General features: G+C 58.9%; 19 protein-coding genes. 8 read left to right on the top strand and 11 right to left on the bottom strand.

The window, feature by feature from the left end:
- On the top strand, positions 1-618 hold a 618-nt coding region (locus IQ273_RS17790; protein ID WP_194024506.1), incomplete at its 5' end, for an SH3 domain-containing protein.
- 172 nt (positions 619-790) lie between these two features.
- On the opposite strand, the gene IQ273_RS17785 is transcribed toward IQ273_RS17790, so the two are convergent.
- The 3 genes from IQ273_RS17785 to wecB all read right to left on the bottom strand — a co-directional run bounded on the left by IQ273_RS17785 (position 791) and on the right by wecB (position 4,179).
- Entirely contained in the window at positions 791-1,777 is a 987-nt protein-coding gene (locus tag IQ273_RS17785) for an MBL fold metallo-hydrolase (RefSeq protein ID WP_194024505.1), read from the bottom strand.
- Between the two features lie 304 nt (positions 1,778-2,081).
- Complete coding sequence (locus tag IQ273_RS17780; RefSeq protein WP_194024504.1) at positions 2,082-2,729, bottom strand: RNA polymerase sigma factor; 648 nt, start codon at positions 2,727-2,729, stop codon at positions 2,082-2,084.
- A 322-nt stretch (positions 2,730-3,051) separates the two neighbouring features.
- The gene (gene wecB, locus IQ273_RS17775) at positions 3,052-4,179 is read right to left on the bottom strand and encodes a non-hydrolyzing UDP-N-acetylglucosamine 2-epimerase (protein WP_194024503.1); all 1,128 of its coding nucleotides are present in this window, start codon (positions 4,177-4,179) and stop codon (positions 3,052-3,054) included.
- A gap of 138 nt (positions 4,180-4,317) precedes the next feature.
- Between wecB and IQ273_RS17770 the strand changes: the two genes are divergently transcribed.
- Entirely contained in the window at positions 4,318-4,794 is a 477-nt protein-coding gene (locus IQ273_RS17770) for a CRR6 family NdhI maturation factor (protein ID WP_194024502.1), read from the top strand.
- 194 nt (positions 4,795-4,988) lie between these two features.
- Here IQ273_RS17770 and IQ273_RS17765 read toward each other — a convergent pair whose 3' ends face one another.
- Together IQ273_RS17765 and IQ273_RS17760 are read right to left on the bottom strand one after the other, a co-directional pair.
- Complete coding sequence (locus IQ273_RS17765) at positions 4,989-5,720, bottom strand: EcsC family protein (protein ID WP_194024501.1); 732 nt, start codon at positions 5,718-5,720, stop codon at positions 4,989-4,991.
- Positions 5,721-5,805: 85 nt separating this feature from the next.
- A complete protein-coding gene (locus tag IQ273_RS17760) occupies positions 5,806-6,645 on the bottom strand; it encodes a DNA adenine methylase (protein WP_194024500.1) in 840 nt (279 codons plus the stop codon).
- 213 nt (positions 6,646-6,858) lie between these two features.
- On the opposite strand from IQ273_RS17760, the gene IQ273_RS17755 reads away from it, so the two are divergent.
- From IQ273_RS17755 to IQ273_RS17740, 4 genes are all read left to right on the top strand, one after another.
- On the top strand, positions 6,859-7,056 hold the full coding sequence (locus IQ273_RS17755) for a DUF751 family protein (protein WP_194024499.1): 198 nt from the start codon (positions 6,859-6,861) through the stop codon (positions 7,054-7,056).
- A 27-nt stretch (positions 7,057-7,083) separates the two neighbouring features.
- A complete protein-coding gene (gene rbfA, locus IQ273_RS17750) occupies positions 7,084-7,530 on the top strand; it encodes a 30S ribosome-binding factor RbfA (RefSeq protein ID WP_194024498.1) in 447 nt (148 codons plus the stop codon).
- On the top strand, positions 7,527-9,182 hold the full coding sequence (locus IQ273_RS17745; RefSeq protein ID WP_194024497.1) for a glycoside hydrolase family 3 N-terminal domain-containing protein: 1,656 nt from the start codon (positions 7,527-7,529) through the stop codon (positions 9,180-9,182). Before rbfA ends, IQ273_RS17745 begins: the two co-directional genes overlap by 4 nt.
- A gap of 270 nt (positions 9,183-9,452) precedes the next feature.
- Positions 9,453-9,899: a hypothetical protein gene (locus tag IQ273_RS17740; RefSeq protein WP_194024496.1), complete on the top strand. Its 447-nt coding sequence runs from the start codon at positions 9,453-9,455 to the stop codon at positions 9,897-9,899.
- Positions 9,900-9,993: 94 nt separating this feature from the next.
- Here the strand turns inward: IQ273_RS17740 and IQ273_RS17735 are convergent, their stop codons facing one another.
- Entirely contained in the window at positions 9,994-10,410 is a 417-nt protein-coding gene (locus IQ273_RS17735) for a nuclear transport factor 2 family protein (RefSeq protein WP_194024495.1), read from the bottom strand.
- 164 nt (positions 10,411-10,574) lie between these two features.
- A complete protein-coding gene (locus IQ273_RS17730) occupies positions 10,575-11,072 on the bottom strand; it encodes an orange carotenoid protein N-terminal domain-containing protein (RefSeq protein ID WP_194024494.1) in 498 nt (165 codons plus the stop codon).
- A gap of 409 nt (positions 11,073-11,481) precedes the next feature.
- On the opposite strand from IQ273_RS17730, the gene trpD reads away from it, so the two are divergent.
- Positions 11,482-12,543: an anthranilate phosphoribosyltransferase gene (trpD, locus tag IQ273_RS17725; protein WP_194024508.1), complete on the top strand. Its 1,062-nt coding sequence runs from the start codon at positions 11,482-11,484 to the stop codon at positions 12,541-12,543.
- Between the two features lie 58 nt (positions 12,544-12,601).
- Here the strand turns inward: trpD and IQ273_RS17720 are convergent, their stop codons facing one another.
- From IQ273_RS17720 to IQ273_RS17705, 4 genes are all read right to left on the bottom strand, one after another.
- A complete protein-coding gene (locus IQ273_RS17720; protein WP_194024493.1) occupies positions 12,602-12,805 on the bottom strand; it encodes a hypothetical protein in 204 nt (67 codons plus the stop codon).
- A gap of 49 nt (positions 12,806-12,854) precedes the next feature.
- Positions 12,855-13,460, bottom strand: coding sequence for a rhomboid family intramembrane serine protease (locus IQ273_RS17715; protein WP_228053291.1), 606 nt, complete (start codon positions 13,458-13,460; stop codon positions 12,855-12,857).
- A gap of 26 nt (positions 13,461-13,486) precedes the next feature.
- Entirely contained in the window at positions 13,487-15,097 is a 1,611-nt protein-coding gene (locus IQ273_RS17710; protein ID WP_194024492.1) for an NAD(P)H-hydrate dehydratase, read from the bottom strand.
- Between the two features lie 94 nt (positions 15,098-15,191).
- On the bottom strand, positions 15,192-16,139 hold the full coding sequence (locus IQ273_RS17705) for a hypothetical protein (RefSeq protein ID WP_194024491.1): 948 nt from the start codon (positions 16,137-16,139) through the stop codon (positions 15,192-15,194).
- A gap of 570 nt (positions 16,140-16,709) precedes the next feature.
- Between IQ273_RS17705 and pip the strand changes: the two genes are divergently transcribed.
- Positions 16,710-17,654 (top strand): prolyl aminopeptidase, encoded by a 945-nt coding sequence (pip, locus tag IQ273_RS17700; RefSeq protein WP_194024490.1) that lies wholly within the window; start codon positions 16,710-16,712, stop codon positions 17,652-17,654.
- Positions 17,655-17,904: the final 250 nt, after the last annotated feature.

The following is a 17,904-nucleotide window of genomic DNA, read 5'->3' as shown; positions in this document are numbered from 1 at the left end:
GCCCTGGCTACAGCCCCCACGGCCCTGCCCCCAACCATAGGGTTACACAATACGCTGCTGGCCCAAGCAGGCATTGTTGAAACGGTGCTCTACTTCGAAACGGCGACGATGGCGGTGCGCGTTTACCGCAGCGATGCCGATCTGTTTATGAACCTCTACAACAAGGCTACCGATGTTGTCGAAGTTCGGGCTGCGCCCGCCCAGCTAGTGCCCAGCACCCGCGACCAAACCGTTTACACCACCACCCGAGGTGAGGCCGATCGCTTTGCCCGCATCAATGTACAGGGCGAAACCGAGCTAGAAATTATCGCCGCCGATGGCAGCGTCGTGCTGCAAGAACCCGGCTTTAACGCTGTGGTGGGGGTACCCTCTGGCCCCAGCGACTTTCGCGGCAACAACTTTGCCCCCGGCACCCCGGCCCTAGTGCTCTCTGCCGAAGCCGCTCGGCTGCGATCGGGTCCGCGCCTGGGCAGCACCATTGTGGGCACCGCCCCCCGCCGCGCCGTCGTAGATGTGCTAGACCGGGTGGGCAACCCAGAGGATGGCTTTATTTGGTACCAGGTTATTTACGATGGCACCACTGGCTGGGTGCGCGGCGACCTGCTCCAGCCTACCTAGAGAGGACTGTCACTGAAATAAACGTTTTGCAATGGTCCAAGACCCACCCAGTTAGGCCAACGCCGAAAGCCTTGATTTGCCCTAGGGCGGGCACTACCCACCAGTTCTAATTCAGTGCCATTCCGCCTAAAGTGCATTCGCGCAGCAATGCACCGAGAGGAAGGCTGCGCCGCTAGCCCTTAATCAGGTCTAGGGTCATGCCCTCGCGAGCCAAACGGGTAGGGGCAAAACTAGTCTGCACCTGGCGCTCGATCTGGTCGAGCTGGTCATCACTGTGGCAGGGGTTGTGGTGAAACAGCACCAGATGCTTGACCTGGCTCGCCTGGGCCAATTCAATGCCTAAATGCCACGGCGCTAGCTCTGAGCCACTGGGGTCTGAGTAGGCCGTATCGGCGTAAGTGCCGTCTAAAATCAGTACATCGGCCCCGCTGGCCAGCATCAACAGATTAGGGTCAAGGCTGGTTTGGGTGGGGTCGGTGTCGGTGGCATAGACCAGCACCCGGTCTTGCCAGCTAACGCGATAACCCAGGGCGCTGGTTTGGCGATTTAAGCTCCAGGTTTCTATCATCACATCGCCGAGGGGGATGGAGTCGCCAGCGGCAATATTGTGAAAGGCCATGGTGGCCGCCATGGTTTGCAGGGGCTTAAAGAAATTGGGCCGCAGCATTTGATCCGTCAGGCGCTGCTTGATGGAGGCCCCATTGAGGGCCGGGGCACCGTAGATATGGAGCTGAGTCGTGGGCACAAAGGCGGGCGCAAAGAACGGAAAGCCCTGAATCCGATCCCAGTGGGTGTGGGTAAAAAATAGGTGAGCCTCTACGGGCTGGCTCTGCTGCATCAGATGGCAGCCCAGCACTCGCAGCCCGCTGCCACCGTCAAAAATCAGCTGCTGACCGCCTACCAAGACTTCTGCGCAGGCGGTGTTGCCGCCGTAGCGCACCGTATCTGCCCCTGGGGCGGGAATATTGCCGCGAACGCCCCAAAATGTCAGCGTAAAGGTTTGCTCTAGGCGACCTTCTAAAGTGGTCTCTGAAGGATTTTCTGAGCTGCTTTCTAGAGTGTTTTCTAAAGGGTTGTCTGGGCTGCTTTGCACTGGCTGGGCAATGTTCCCAGCGCGAACCGGGAATAGGGCATCGGAAGAGCTAGCGGTATTGGCCATGTAACGTTCAGGTTTCACCAAGTTTAGACGGTGTTTAGACGGCGGTTAACTGCCGTGGGCATCCCTGCGGCCAAACATCAAACAATATCTAACGATCCGACGTTGAAGGATCCATATTAGGGCCTCAGTCAAGTTTACTCCCCAGCTTTGATTAAGTATTCCCTGGTGGACGATTTTGCTGGTTTGATGAACGGTAGCGATTCAGCCATTTGGCGTACCTGTTTGGCGAAAAAACCGTCCTTGCGATCGCTTATCAAAGCAGTCTTTGCCCGCCGCCCTCGGCAAACCCATACCGCTAATTCCATTAATCCATAGAGTCAGGATGATCCGATAGGTCATCGTTGAGGCTGGAGGAACCAGGAGCACCGAAGACGTGGTAGGCCCGCCGCAGACGCTCTAGGGCTCGCTGACCTCGCTTGCGCAGGGTGGCTTGAGAAACGCGGTCTTCTCCTTCGGCTACCAGACGGGTCTGCACCTGGGTCCAGGTCAGGCCTTCTACCACCTTCCATTGAATCAGGTTGCGATCGCCCGGTGAGAGTACTTCTAGAGCTTGTAGCACCGCATCGATGGCCTGGCCAATCGCTTCATCGTCTACCGCTCCGGGGGCGGCACCGTCGGCCTCCGCTGGCTCTTGATGCATGAGTTCGTCAAAGGCAGCAGCGGAATAGCGCAGGCGATCGCGCTTGCACTCGCGAATGATGTTGTAAGCGGTGCGCCGCATCCACGCCTTGGGCTGGCGAATGTGCTCCTGATTTTGCTGGGTATACCTCACTCCCCGCAGGTAGGCTTCGACAAAAATATCAATTTCGGTGATATAGACTTGCAGCCCAAACTGGTGAATGGTGCGCTTGATAAACGCCAGCAGCGATCGCGCGTGGGGGTTGTTGGGTTTAAGCAAAAACTGCACATCGCGGTTAAACTGCTGCGTTTCTGATGGAGGGAGAGAAGGCATAACTCTGGGTAGATGACCAGCGGGTTAAGTTCTAATGTAGCTGTATCAAGTTTTCGTGAAGTGTGAGATTTGCTAACCCGACACCGTGATACTGCGGAAACTAGTCTGTGATACTGGTCACAGGGCTTCAAGCTTATTTCTATGTTAAAACCGGCGATCGCGCCTATTCACCGGCTTTAGGCTAGATGCCTGCAAGGTATAAAAACGTGATTAAGCCCTGACAGAAACCTATGAATAGATCACTGCCAAGGCCTGATTGTCAAATTTTCATGACAATCTTGCGGGTGGGAAACTTAAGGTTTGCCTGCGATCGCATCCCCGCTCAGGTCGTCACTTTGTCCCAGCGGTGGGCTTTAACAATGGCCAAAATGCGATCGGCGGCATGGCCATCGCCAAAGGGGTTGACGGCTCGGGCCATTGCTCCGTAGGCGGCATCGTTGGTCAGTAGCTCTAGGGCATGGCGGCTAATCGCCTCGGCGCTCGTGCCAATTAGTCGAGCGGTACCCGCCTCTACGGCCTCCGGGCGCTCAGTGGTATCGCGCAGCACCAGCACGGGCTTACCCAGGCCAGGGGCCTCTTCCTGCAAACCGCCCGAGTCGGTAAGTAGCAGGTGGCAGCGGCTCATCGCGCCTACCAACCGCCGGTAGTCGAGGGGTTCACTCAGAAACACGCGAGGGTGGTTGCCCAGCAGCTTGGTCAGCGGATCGCGCACAACCGGGTTGCGGTGCAGGGGCAGCAACAGCGCAGTATCGGGCTGATCGTTGAGCACGGTTAAAAACCCGGCTGCAATGTCGTGCAGCGGTTCACCCCAGTTTTCGCGGCGGTGGACCGTGGCCAGCAGCACCCGGTATTGATCCCAATTGAGGCCATCAATGGGGCAGTCGGGCTGCTGGCCCGCCACCGTCAGCAGCGCATCGATGACGGTATTGCCCGTATGGTGAATTTCGCCGACAACACCGGCTGCTTTGAGATGCCCCACAGCGGTGGTGGTGGGGGCAAAGTGCAGCGTCGTGAGCTGAGAAATCAGCCGCCGGTTGGCCTCCTCGGGGTAGGGACTATAAATGTTGTCGGTGCGCAGACCCGCTTCCACATGACCCACCGGAATTTTTTGGTAAAAGGCTGCCAGGGCGGCGGCAAAGGCGGTGGTAGTATCGCCCTGCACAATGACTAGGTCGGGCCGCTGGGCCTGAAAGTGGGCCTCTAGCCCCTGCAAGCTGCGACAAGTAATGTCGGTGAGGGTTTGTTGCGGCTGCATAATGGCCAGGTCGGCATCGGCTTTGAGGTCAAACAGGGCCATCACCTGGTCAACCATTTCGCGGTGCTGGCCCGTGAGCACAACCTGGGTTTGCGTCGCCAAATCGTGCTGAAACGCGCGAATTACCGGGGCTAGCTTAATGGCCTCGGGTCGGGTACCCAGGATAATGCACACGCGCAGGGGAAAATCAGACATGGGGCCGCCGCCAGAAACGCTACAACAACAGACTTTGGGGCAGAGTGGCCAGAGGAGCACCGCCCAAAGCGTTATCTATGATGGCACGGCCTCTGCGACAATAGGCATTAGCGCCTGTCATCAAGCTGTCACTGCCCCATGGCCCACACCATTACTCTGCACGAGTCTCATTTTCAAACGCTAGATCTGACCCCGGCGCGGGAGGTAATTGAGCCCCTGCTGGCCGAGAGCAAGCTGCCCCACGGGGAGATTGGCCTGCGTTTTGAGGTCAACATCAGCCGCGATCCAACCGATCCCAGAGAGCTATCGGAACTGCCGGAGGTACGGCTGTGGTTCATTCGCCTAGATACCTGGTACCCCTGGCTGCCGCTAGTACTCGATTGGGAAGCGGGGGAACTGGGGCGCTATGCCGCCATGCTGGTGCCCCACCAGTTCAGCCCCACCGAGGGCATTCGCTACAACCCTGAGGCGCTGGAAATTTTTATGATGGCGAAAATTTTTGCGATCGCCCGCTGGCTGCGCTCCCAAAACATCACCAACTACACCCGGCTCAAGTTCATGACCCAAATGCTGGGCTATGAAATCGACGACGGGCTGTTTGAGCTGCTGGTTTGAGGGAAGGACGGTATCAGGAAGGACGGTATCAGGTTCAAGGTGCCAGGTACAAGGCAAAGGCGTGAGCTTAACACCTTATACCAAGTCTGAGTCCAGAGCCCCCGGATCAAGACAGGTATACCGTAGGGGCAAACGGTCGTTTGCCCTTACCCAATCGGGGGTAGACAACTAGGATTTAGTGTTAAACCCCTGATTTACACCATGATTTCGGTGGGGGCCGATCGCTTGGTTTCGTAGTAGCGGCAGGCAAAGTAACCCACGCTATAGACTAGCGATGCGTCGGTGGCAATGCCCAGCACAGCCCCCAGGCCCGGAATGACTTCTGCAATGCTCAGCCCTGATTTGACCATGCCAGCGGTGGTGGATGACAGCAGCCAAATCGCCAGCACTTCGCCCCGGCGATCGTGGTCGGTGGGCGAATAGCCGTAGATAGTGGCGATGCGGTAGATCATGCTGGCCTGGAGGGCGGCGACCGCGCCAATATCAACCAGCGTGAGCGCAAAGGCTACCGGGGGCACAAAATTGGTGGCCAGACCCACGCCTGCGGCTTTGAGGGCGGTTTCGGCCATCACTCGCTGGGCCAGGGTGCGCTTACCTTCGAGGGGATACTGCGATCGCAGCTCATCCACCTGCGATCGCACTTCTTCTACATTCACCTGGCCCAGTGCCGCCAGCAGCACTCTCATACCCGGTACCGCCGTAGCGTACTGAATAAACGGCAGGTTGGCGATCGGGCCGACCACGCTGCCCACGGTAGCCGTCATCGGCTCTAAAAAGGGCTGCAGCCTCGACAACACAGCATTGCCGGTGGTAGCCGTGACGTTATCCAGCACGGTGACAATGGCCTGCGCCACCTGGGTTACCGCCTGAAAGGTTTCGCGGGTTTGGTCCTTAGGTTCAGTGCTGGGGGGTGGGGTCGTGGTCACGGAGCTAGCCTCTGTATCGCATGGGGTTGGATCACTCTAATAACTAACCCATTTGCTAGGGCGAGGGCATCCATCGTCGGCTAGGTCAGCCGGTAATCAAAAGTTCACCAATTTTGCCCCGACACCCGGCCCGAGAGTTGATTGCCCGCGCCGCCAAGATGGGGTGCATCGTAAACCCCTGGTACAGCTCGCGGATAAACTCACAGTCGGAGTTGGACAGCATCACCCGCTGCCCCTGGTTTGCCAGGGTGCGAAACACCGCCGCCAGACCAGCTTGATCGGCCCCGGTAAAGCCGTAGCGGCTGTAGCCCGTAAAGCTGCTGGTGGGGCTAATCGGGTGGTAGGGCGGGTCAAAGTAGACAAAATCGCGGGGCGTCAGCGATCGCTCTAGCAGCGTCTCAAACGAAAAGGTCTGAATATCGGCAATTTGCAGGGCTGCCGAGGCCGCCCGCAGCAGAGACGGATCGCAGATGGCCGGTTTTTTGTACTTACCCACCGGCACATTGAAGTGGCCCTGGGAATTTTCGCGGTAGAGGCCGTTGTAGCAGGTTTTGTTTAGGTAAATAAGCCGGGCGGCGCGCTCGACAGGCGATCGCAGCTGCTGCCGCTGGCGCACCTCATAGTAATAGTCAGGGGTGTGACGCCGCTGGTGATCCCACAGGTGGCGAATTAGAGTCTCGACCTGGTCGCGCACGCAGCAGTAAACATTCACTAGCTCGGGGTTAATATCTCCCAGTACTGCCCGGTTGGCCCGCTCCGCCAGGTGAAAAAACACCGCTCCACCGCCCAAAAATGGCTCGTAGTAGGTATCAATGCGCTGGGGTAAAAACGGCTCGTACTGCCTGAGCAAGCGCCCCTTACCTCCGGCCCACTTGAGAAAGGGCCGTGGGTAGAGAGAGGTAGAAACCGAGAGTGCCGCCGTCACAAAAACGCCCCAAAAACGCCTAAGATCAAATGTACTCTTTGAAGAATGCCCCAACTATAGCAAAGCTCGGCCCGGCGGCAACGTCTGATCTGGGTTTCATCCTGAGGTTTTGTCGTGGGTTAGGATGTAAAACGAAAGAAACCTAGGGTCAGTGCGTTGGGGTCGCGTGCGCATTGGCCTATGCCCTGGCCTCTATCCCCCCAACCTGCCGCCATGAAAGATTTTTTTGACAACGTTTCTCGCTATCCCCGCTACTTTATTTCGTTTACGCTGGGCGTGTTCTTTAACGCCGCGCAGCCCCTGGTGCCGCTCTTGCAGAAACCCTCTACGGCGATCGCCCTAGTCGGTGCCGTGGTGGCCGGGTTCTTGTTTCTCACTTTTACCCTACGGGCCATGTTGGGCCTGGGTTAGTGCCATTACGTTCAGGAGTACAGACCGATGGCTAATAATAATCGTCGCGTTGAGCGGGTGGCTTCGCTAATTAAGCGCGAAATCAGCCAGATGGTGATGCTGGATATTAAAGACGACCGGGTGGGGGCGGGCATGGTCAGCGTTACCGACGTAGATGTGTCGGGCGATTTGCAGCACGCCAAGGTGTTTGTCAGCATCTACGGCACCGATGAGGCCAGGGCCGAAACCATGGAGGGGCTACAGGCGGCCACGGGCTTTGTGCGCAGTGAACTGGGCCAGCGGCTGCGGCTGCGGCGCACCCCCGAGATCATCTTTAGAGAAGACCTGGGCGTAGAGCGCGGTACCCGAGTGTTGTCGCTGATCAACCAGCTCAGCCAGGAGCGAGCCGAAAAAGGCCTATCCGACGAGCCTGAAGCAGCCCTGGAGAACAGCGACCCAGCTAAGCCTACGATTTCTGCCGAGGAAGAAGAGTGAGTCAGGCGATCGCCACCGCCCGGCTGCCCGCCCCCGAGAGCCTTTCGCTGGCGGAGCAGGTGGCTCAGATGGTGGTGGTGCGGGCCTCAGGCCATCTGTTTGACCACGAAATTCGCTACCCCGCCTGGGAGGCCGACCTGGCCACCCTTACCCGCTATGTCGAAGAGTTAGGCGTCGGTGGCGTCATTTTGCTGGGGGGCAGTGCCGCCGAGGTGGGCCTTAAAACCCAGGCACTCCAAAATCAGGCACGCATTCCGTTGCTGATTGCCGCCGATGTAGAAGAGGGCGTGGGTCAGCGCTTCAGCGGCGCGACCTGGTTTCCGCCGCCGATGGCGCTGTCAGCGGTGGCCGATCGCGACCTCGATACCGCTGTGGCCTACGCCGAGGCCTTTGGAGCCGCTACCGCTGCCGAGGCCCTAGCGATTGGTCTCAACTGGGTGCTGGTGCCGACGGTCGATATCAACAACAACCCCGCCAACCCGGTGATCAACGTGCGGGCCTTTGGGGACGATCTGGAGCGAGTTTGCGCCCTGACTCAGGCCTTTTTGCGCGGCACCCAAACCCAGCCGGTGCTGACCGCCGCCAAACACTTTCCCGGCCACGGCGATACGGCCATCGACTCGCACCTGGAACTGCCGGTGCTGCCCCACGATCGCGATCGCCTCCACGATCTAGAGCTAGTGCCGTTTAAGCGGGCGATCGCCGCCGGAGCAGACGCTATTATCACCGCTCATCTGCGTATTCCTGCCCTCGATGCCCATCATCCAGCCACGCTCTCGGCTCCCATTCTCACCGAGCTGCTGCGCCAGCAAATGGGCTTTGACGGCCTGATTGTCACCGATGCCCTAATTATGGGGGCGATTACCAACGCCTACGGCCCCTACGAGGCAGCAGTACTCGCGGTCGAAGCCGGGGCCGATGTGCTGCTCATGCCCGGCGACCCGGAAGGGGTAATCGCCGCCGTGGTTGAAGCGGTAAACCGAGGCCGCCTGGCCCCAGAGCGAATTTTGACCAGCGTAGAACGCCTGTGGCGAGCCAAGCAAAAGGCGGCCCCGGCCCTGCTGCCCGATGGCGCAGGCCACGCGTGGGAACACCTGCCGCCGCCCCCGGTGCAGCTCCAGGCCTTAGCTCAGCCCGCCACTCGCCGCCTCGCCGCCAACATTCTCACCGCATCAATGACGGTGCATGGTCAGGTGTCTCCCTGCACGGCTGCCGCCCCTGGCAACAACCTGGTGCTGGTCGATGATATGGTTGGCTGTCGCTTTTTGGACCGCACGGCGGCGGCGATCGCCTGGCCCCAGAGTCACCACTACCAGCTCAAGCTGATCGATACGCAGGGATGTATCCAGTGGCCCCAGGGCGATCGCTTGCGGCCCAGCCTGGTTCAACTCTTTGTGCGCGGCAACCCGTTTCGAGGGTCGGCGGCTCTCATGCACCTGGCGACCACTTGGCTAGAGGCCCTGCGCGAGGCCGATCGCCTACAGGGCGTCATTATTTACGGCAGCCCCTACGCCCTAGATCAGCTGCGGCCCCATCTGGGCCAGACCCCCCACGGGTTTACCTATGGGCAAATGCCCCTGGCCCAAAGCCTGATTTTACCGGCGCTGCTGCCCGAGCTGACGGCGACCCTCAGCCGAGAGTTCACCGACTAGCCACCCCGCTGAGGTGCTTGCTTGGGACCGCACAACTGAATGGGATCAGCTTGAGTACCATCGCTGGCTGAGCGGAGTCGAAGCCAGCCGCAGTTCTGCAAGGCATCAGGGACGGTTAGTTTCAGGACAACGACATCCCCCATCAACCGCCGTCCTATCAGTAAACGTAACGCTTCCTATCAGCTTTTTATACTTTTGTGTCACCACATTGAGAAAACCTCGGTAATTACACGATGCTAAAGGAGTCGCTTACCGTCCTTGGGTAAAGTCATGTTCTCTGAGCTGTCTTTAGCACCTCGCTACCGCCTCGACGACGTTTCTCCCTGGCTAAAGGGTATTGACCCCCTGCGCCGCTACTGGATCTGCGCCAATGGTGACCCTCGTGCCATGCGAGTGCTGCCGGGGTTGTCCGCTCAGAGTGTAGAGGCCTTTAAGCAAGCCATTTGGGGGTTCAGAAGCCTCACTATTGGCCAAGAGCTGGCGCTACCGGCTGGAATGAGCGATCGCCTGACGATCTACTGTGTAGCCGAAAACTGCTACGCGATCGCCGACAGTTCCACCGGGGCCGAGGTCTGGCACCTGTTCGATGCCGAATCGCTAGAATCGCTGCTGCTGACTGCCCACCCCGACTGGCAGTGCGCCCCCGAGCACCTTAACCTGGGGCGATCGCTGCTAACCGCCGCCTGGGGCCAAGCCGCCGTCCCCAAAGCTGCCTAGATTGAGAAAACAACATAAACCCCAAGCCGCCAGTTTTGGCGGTTTGGGGTCTGAGGATAGAATGGGTTGTACCCCCAATGGGGGTAACTATCGCCTACGCTTCCTGGCCCCGATCGAACTGCATGAGTTCTTGCAGCGAGGCCAGCAGCTTAATTTCGGTCGATTGCAGCGTATCATCTGCCGTAATCACGAAGGTCCACCGCACGCTGACCGTAAACAGCAGTGTTTTCACGTGCCCTTTAACCACCACCTGCCGAGTGTCGTCTGCGTTAGGTGTCGTCTCTACCTCTACTGGCGTGGCGCGCATACTAATCGCTTCGGCATGCAGGTAAACATAGATCGCCTCAGGCCCTACAATCGGCTCTTCAAAAGGAGCTAGCAGCACCCCATCGGCCTCAAATAGAGCTGCCACGGCGCGGTAATCTTCAGCATTGAAGCCCGCAAAGTAGCGATCGACAGCGGAGGAAACCGCCGCCAGGTCTAGGGTTGCGTCAGCCATACGAGTAGGCATGATCATTCTCCCAATGTGAGTGGTCTAAGCATATGAGACTTAGCCTTAGTCAGGCTTCTACCCTTTGACAGGAGAACCAAAACTGGGGTTCCCGTTCAGCGGTAACTGGTTGAGCCAGTCACCGCGCAGAACATTGGGTTTTACTCCGATGTTGGCTACCCGCCTTAGGCCGTGGGATCTACGCCCATGGCGACCACAGCCTGCCGCAGCACCGTAATCTGCTGGTTAAAGTCGAGCTTGGAAATTTGCCCAAATACAGCCACGGCGGCGGCGGTTAGGGTGTAGGCGTCAGGAACAGCAATGACTGCACCAGCCCGCATATCTTCAGCCAGCTGGTACCAGAAAGCCAGCTTGGTGTTGTTGGTCAGAATGCCGTAGGCGCGCGTATTTGGAGTGTTCTTGCGCTCAACCAGGTCGCGCATAAACTGAAGCTGCTCAGAGGGAACCATAGCCCGCACCTGAGTCAGTAGACCCTCTGCAAACTGCATGCGGGCCACACCGGGGGCGGCGGGGGTAATGGATCGGCCCATATTCTCATACAGCACCCAGAGTAGACCGAGTTGCTCGTCGGTAGCCAAGCCTTTAAAGGCCGCAATGGTGCTGGAAACTGGTGTTACAGAACCCATCGAGGCCTTTGCCGAAGTACTTAGTGTGTAGGTCATAAAAACCTCCAGAGGGGAAACAAATTGCTTTCACGGCTCCAACGTAACAAAAAATTACAAAATAGTTAGCGATCGCGCATTCGGCAATTTTATATGCGTTGTCGAGGGTTCTCAATGTTCCCCATCACCGAAAATCCTTAAAAGGCTTGCCTATGAAGGGGTTGAGCCAAACCACCCTGGATAACTCAATGAGTATCATTGCTTATTTGTAGGATTCTGGCTCAGGCTGAGCTAGAAAGCTGGGGCGTCGTTTCTAATGAAATGGCAGAGCTATGGCTACAGATTGGTGCCCAAGGGCGATCGCGCCTTAAGCCTACGGTTCGCGCTCTCGGGGACGTTCTGGGCGAAAATAGGGGGGCTAACCCTAGATTTATACCCCTACCCAGGAGCCCAAGCCGTGACTCAAGCTATGCCCGCCGCCATTGCCCAAGACTGGTCGGCCCTACTACAGCGTCTGATCCTGGGGGAATCGCTGAGTCAAGACCAGGCCGAAACTCTTATGCGTGGCTGGCTCAGCGAAGACATTCCTGAGGTGGTATCGGGCGGGCTGCTGGCGGCGCTGCAGGCCAAAGGGGTTTCTGCAGCTGAGCTGGCGGGGATGGCGCGGGTGCTCCAGGGCCAGTCCCTGGGCGGCGAGGGCAAAATTCACCACCCCACCCCTTGTATTGATACCTGTGGTACCGGCGGCGACGGAGCGCATACCTTTAATATTTCTACCGCTGTAGCCTTTGTGGCGGCGGCGGCGGCGGGGGTGAGAGTGGCCAAGCACGGCAACCGCTCAGCCTCCAGTAAGGTGGGGTCTGCCGACGTGCTAGAAGCCCTGGGCGTTAACCTCGGGGCCGACCCAGCGCAGGTCAAGGCGGCGCTCGATGACGTGGGTGTGACGTTTTTGTTTGCGCGGGGCTGGCATCCAGCCATGAAGGCGGTGGCACCCCTGCGTAGCACTTTGAAAGTGCGCACAGTGTTTAACCTGCTGGGGCCATTGGTCAATCCACTACAGCCTACTGGCCAGGTGATTGGCGTTTACGATGCGGCAGTAGTACCCGCGATGGCCGAGGCCCTCAACCAGTTGGGTATTCCCCAGGCGATCGTGCTGCACGGGCGCGAGCGGCTCGATGAAGCGGGCCTGGGCGATAAGACCGACCTGTCGGTGGTCGAAAACGGCCAGGTAACTAGCGCTGTGATCGATCCTCAGTCGTTGGGGCTCGCGGCGGCCCCCCTCAGCGCCCTGCGCGGCGGCGAAGTAGAGGAAAACACCGCCATTCTGACCGCAGTGCTCCAGGGCAAAGGCACTCAAGCCCAGCAGGATGTGGTAGCCCTGAACGCAGCCCTGGCCCTGAAAGTGGGCGAAAAGGTGAAGGCCGATTCTCTAGAAGACTCCATCGCTGAAGGCATTGCCCTGGCCAAAGACATTCTCGCCAGCGGCGCTGCCTGGGAGAAATTGCAGGCTCTGGTAGCGTTTCTGGCCTAGGAGACTCGGTGGCTTCGACTCCGCTCAGCCACCGAGGAGATCCAGCGCCACCGAGAAATCAGCCATCGGGGAACTGCCAGCAGGGGATGTGCTCGACCCGGCGGCTGCCGCAGGCGCAGATCAGATTCTCGTCGTCGGAGGCCATCCAGGTCTCGTCGCAGTCGCGGCAGTGGCAGAGGATGTTGTTGTCATTCGCCTGGGCCAGGCCAAAGCGCCAGCGCTCTAGCTCGTCGGGGGTGAAGTGGGAAGAGGAGTCGGCCATTTTGAGTTTTAAAGTGGCGATTTTGGCGCAAAAGACTGAATGGCGATCGCTAAAAGCCTGAGTTATACCGTACCCATTCCAGCATAATCGGCAGTTTGCGGGCGACAATCGCACCTGCGACAAACCCGGCCCCGTGACCTATCCAAGACTTGCCCCGCTGGAGTGGCAGCAGACCCCACAGGGCGCTGCCGTAGAGCAGTCCAACGATAACAGCAGCGGCGATCGCAGCCGGGCTGCGTTCAAAATAGCCCCGCAGCAAAATATAGCCCAGGTAGCCAAACACGACGCCGCTGGCCCCCAGGTGGCGGGTGCCGGGGCGACCCAGCAGCCAAATACCCGCGCCGCTAAACAGCCAGCAAAACACCGTCACCAGACCCAGCACCTCTAGGCCCTGGAGCAAAATGATGGTGCCCAAAATCGCCAGGGGGCCAGAGTTAGCGGCCAGGTGGCCAAAGCCGCCGTGGAGCAGGGGGGCGATCGCAATGCCCGGTATTCCCTCAATGCTGCGGGGCCGAATGCTGAGCTGGTTGAGCATCCGCCGCCCGGTGACAAAATCGACAATGGCAAGTGCCCACATCAGCACCAGCAGATAGGCGAGCAGCAACACGCCCTCGCGAAAGCCCTCGGGCAGTATTATTGGGTCAAATGAGAACAAGGCTGGTAACCAAACCCTTACGCTCCTCAGGCTACCATTTGGGCCAGCACCGGGTTGAGGTATTGGGTCAGTTGAATGGCGTCTACCCCCAGTTCGGTGCGATCGGCGGCGGCCCTGCGGGCTGCCTGACCGTGCCACCAGGCCCCTACCAGGGCCGCATTCAGCGCTAAATCGAGCGGATGGTCGGCGGCATCAGACTGGGTTTGGGCCAGCAGGCCACCAATTAAACCTGTCAGCACGTCGCCGCTGCCGCCTCGGGCCAGGGCCGGGGTACTTTCGGGCACGTACCATAGCGGGCCATAGGGATGGGCGACCGCCGTACAGGCCCCCTTTAGCAGCACCAGGGCGCTACTCTGCTGCGCCGCCGCCAGGGCCGCCGCTCCTGCATCGTCACTCGCGGCCAGCTGATCGGGAAACAGCCGCTTAAACTCACCCTGGTGAGGCGTAATTACAGTAGGGGCATCCCGGCCCGATAGCGTATCCACGCTGCCCAGCTCGGCCAGCAGGTTGAGGCCATCGGCATCGAGCAGCAGGGGGGCTGCGCTATCTAAAACAGACTGGACGGCGGGCATAGCCTGGCGGCTGAGGCCAGGCCCACAGGCGATCGCATCGTAGCGGCTCAGGTCTAGCTCCTCGGGTAGGTGAGCGATCGCGCCACTGTCGGTCTCTGGACAACCCACCACCAGCGCCTCGGGCATTTGGGCCAGCACCATCAGCCGCAGCGACTCGGGCACCGCCAGGGTGAGCATACCCACCCCACTGGCCCTGGCCCCGAGGGCCGCCAACAACGCGGCCCCAGCGTAGGGCCGCGACCCCGCCACCAGCAGGAGGTGCCCCACCCGATACTTATAGGTGTCGGGCTGCCGGGGCAGGGGCAGTTTGTCTCGCACGGTCGCTAGAGTTGCCCGTCGCACCGGAGGCCCTGCCGCCAATTCCGCCGCTATGGCCTGGGAGGGGATATCGAAGTCAATCAGATCAGCCCGGCCCAAATAGGTTAGCGCCCTATCCTGGCAAAAGGCCCGCTTCCACAGGCCCAGGCAAAGGGTATGGGTGGCTCGTACCGCTGTCCCCAAGACCGCCCCTGTATCGGTATGCAGACCCGAGGGTAGGTCAATACTGACCACCGGGCAGTCAATCTCGTTGATGGCGGCCACGACATCGGCGATCGCCCTCTCAATCGGGCGCTCCAGGCCAAAGCCAAACAGCCCGTCGATCAGCAAGTCGCAGGGAGCCAGCGCTGCCATTGACTTCACGACTGGAATGCCCAAATATTCTACGAACCCTAAATGGTCAGCGGTCAGCGGCTTCAGGCGATCGGCAGGGCTGCACACCTGCACCTCATAGCCCTGGGTCGCCAATTCTCGCGCTACGACTAGGGCATCGCCGCCGTTGTGCCCTGGCCCCGCCACAATGGCTATACGGGGATAGCCCTGGCACGGAAACTGTTTCACCAGCCAGGCGGTGATGCGGCCCGCCACCTTTTCCATCAGCGCCGCCACGGGCATACCGGCATCAAATAGGTGCCCTTCAATGCCCCGCATTTGCTCAGCGGTAACTACCTGGTCAAGCGGTCTACCAAAAGGCCCGCCCAACGCTCCATTGACGGGTGCTGTGGCGGGCCGATGTTCAGATTTCATAGGTCAGGCCTTCAAACCTGAAGGTAAGAATTCTACTGTTGCCAGAATTCTACCGCTGTCAGATTTTTGTCGCTATCCTAGCGCTGAACCTGTTCTATCGCTGAAAAAAGACGCGGCTGTTGCTGAGGCCCGCCTCGTGGTAGAAGTCGTTCCAGCGGTTGGCCAAACCGCGATCGGTAAAGGGGCCAACGGCTATGTGGGGGCCACGGGGAGACTCGCGCTGCTGCACGCGATCGGGGGGAGTCCCGAGCTGAATCACCTGACTGCTCAAGGTGCCCAAATTGCTAGCGGCGGTTGGAATCACCACGTAATAGGGAGCACTAAACGATTCGGTAACCGGCGGTGCCCCAGTCGGTGGTGGAATAGCGACCCCGCTACTGGGAGCTGGTGGTACACCGTAGTTAAGCTCCTGGCCAAACTCAACATTGCCAGGAGCAGGTGGCACCTGGGCTACATTCGGCGGCAGCGCGGGTACGAGTACCCCTGTAGTAGGGGCTTGGGGAAATGCTGCATCAGGCAAGGGTGGCAGATCGCCATTGGAGGCATAGACGTTATTGGGCAGCGCCGACGTTTGCGCGTAGTAGGGCACTGCAGCCGCCACCTGGGCCATCTCGGCTGTTACCCCTAGAGCGCTCAAATCGGTTACCCGCTGCTGGGCGTTGCCGGTCATATTGAACCTTCCAGCCTGAATCACCGATCGCCCCTGGAAGGTAGTGCGAAAAGCTGTCGGCTCGACCAGCCGCACCTGGCTGAGGGTGGTATCGCTAGTGTCGTTAACGTAGATCAAATACTGTTGACCGCTGGTAGGGGCCTGGGGTGCCGCCGCTCCGGGCACCGGCATTGTGCCAGCAGGCAGCGGCGGCACTGCCTCATAGCCCTGGCTTAGCCCATAGGGGGCAATGCCTAAAACCGCTACAGCAGCGGCAATACTGATCGGAATTACTCTGCGAATCGCTTTTGCAGACCAGCTGTGGCTCGCTCCCCGGCCAAACTCCAATTGTCCTAAACTCAATCGTCCAGACTTTAGTAAATTACCTTGCATTGCCATCACGACTCCTGCCCATTACTTGGATGGTGAACCGGCAGACGGTCAAGCATTAACGCCTTATTTGCCCGTCCTCTCTATATGTCTTGAGGATGTTAGCGCAGATTTCAAAAACCGCATCACTTTAGTGCCAACTTTGAGCTAGCACAGACCATAAACCAGCCTTGGTGATCTGGATCACCGGTTATAACCTGCAACATCACCGGAAGGAGGCCTAGCCATCACCCGTAGATAATGTGTCATTTCTTACCATGGGGTCAGCTCCGCAACAGTAAGTGCTATGGCTAATCCCTGCAGCAAACCCCTCAAAGGCAATCCATTTACTACTCAGCGCGATCCGCACACCGGGGAGTGGCAGGTGGTAAAGACTCTCCCCAGGAGTCGTCAGTAATTCCTGGGGAGACTACCTTAAAGGAATTACGACCTGACGCTCAAGGCTCAACCGTCCAGTCGCCACCGCCGTTAGAGAGAGATGAAAGACATCTACAGTAGCCATGCTAGAGCCAGGTTAGCTGGGCTATAGTGTGGCTCACTCTCCCCATAGCCTGGACGCATTAGACGACTGCCATGCGCCAACTGTATCCGCCCATCGAGCCTTACCATACTGAATATCTGGCCGTATCAGATCGGCATCATCTCTATGTAGAGCAGGTAGGCAACCCTGAGGGCAGGCCCGTAGTATTTTTGCATGGTGGGCCAGGGGGCGGCACTAACCCAACCTATCGCCAGTTTTTTGACCCCGAGCGTTGGCACATTGTGCTATTTGACCAGCGTGGCTGCGGCAAAAGTTTTCCCCACGCCAGCTTAGATGACAACAACACCTGGGCCTTGGTTAGCGATATCGAAAAAATTCGCGCTCACCTGGGTATCGATCGCTGGATGGTATTTGGCGGTAGCTGGGGCAGTACCCTGGCGCTGGCCTATGCCCAAACCCACCCCGATCGCTGCGCTGGCCTCATTTTGCGCGGCATTTTTACCCTGCGGCAGCGCGAAATTCGCTGGTTTTACCAGGAAGGGGCCAGCTACCTCTACCCCGACGCCTGGGAGCAGTACCTTGCCCCCATTCCCGAGCCCGAGCGAGATGACTTGGTGACGGCCTACTACCACCGTCTCACCAGCGACAATGCCGAAGAACGCCTGGTCGCCGCCCGCGCCTGGGCCGTATGGGAGGCCAGCACCAGCAAGCTTGTGCCAGACCCCGGCTTGCTGCACCACTTTAGCGAAGATGAGTTTGCGGTGGCCTTTGCCCGTATTGAGTGCCACTACTTCATCAATCGGGGCTTTTTTGACACTGACGACCACATTTTGCGCCAGATGCACCGCATTCGTCATATCCCCGGCATCATTGTGCAAGGTCGCTACGATATTGTGTGCCCCGCCACTACCGCCTGGGAACTGCACCGCGCCTGGCCCGAAGCCCAGTTTGTCATGGTGCAAGAAGCTGGTCATTCTGCTTTGGAACCCGGCATTACCCATGCTTTGATCGAGGCGACGGATAAATTTGCTGGATGATGAGGGGATGAAGGGATAAAGCAGAATCGTGCCAAAAACCTCTGCCCAATAAGTAGGGAGTTTGAATTAAACGTAAGATGGGAGGGTTAACTAGAAAGCCCCCTTATGCCCGCCCCATTGCGTATCATTTTGACCGAGGAGGAAGACCGTACCTTAAGTGAACTGCGGCAAGCTCAGACAGTTCCTTATCGGACCCGTGACCGTGCGCATATGCTGCGCTTGAATGCTCAAGGGCTGAACGTGCCTGCTA

It is taken from the genome of Nodosilinea sp. LEGE 07298, assembly GCF_015207265.1.
In the GTDB taxonomy this organism is placed as follows: domain Bacteria; phylum Cyanobacteriota; class Cyanobacteriia; order Phormidesmidales; family Phormidesmidaceae; genus Nodosilinea.
The sequence above is the reverse complement of the archived record's forward strand: the minus strand, read 5'-3'. Positions and strand labels throughout refer to the sequence as shown.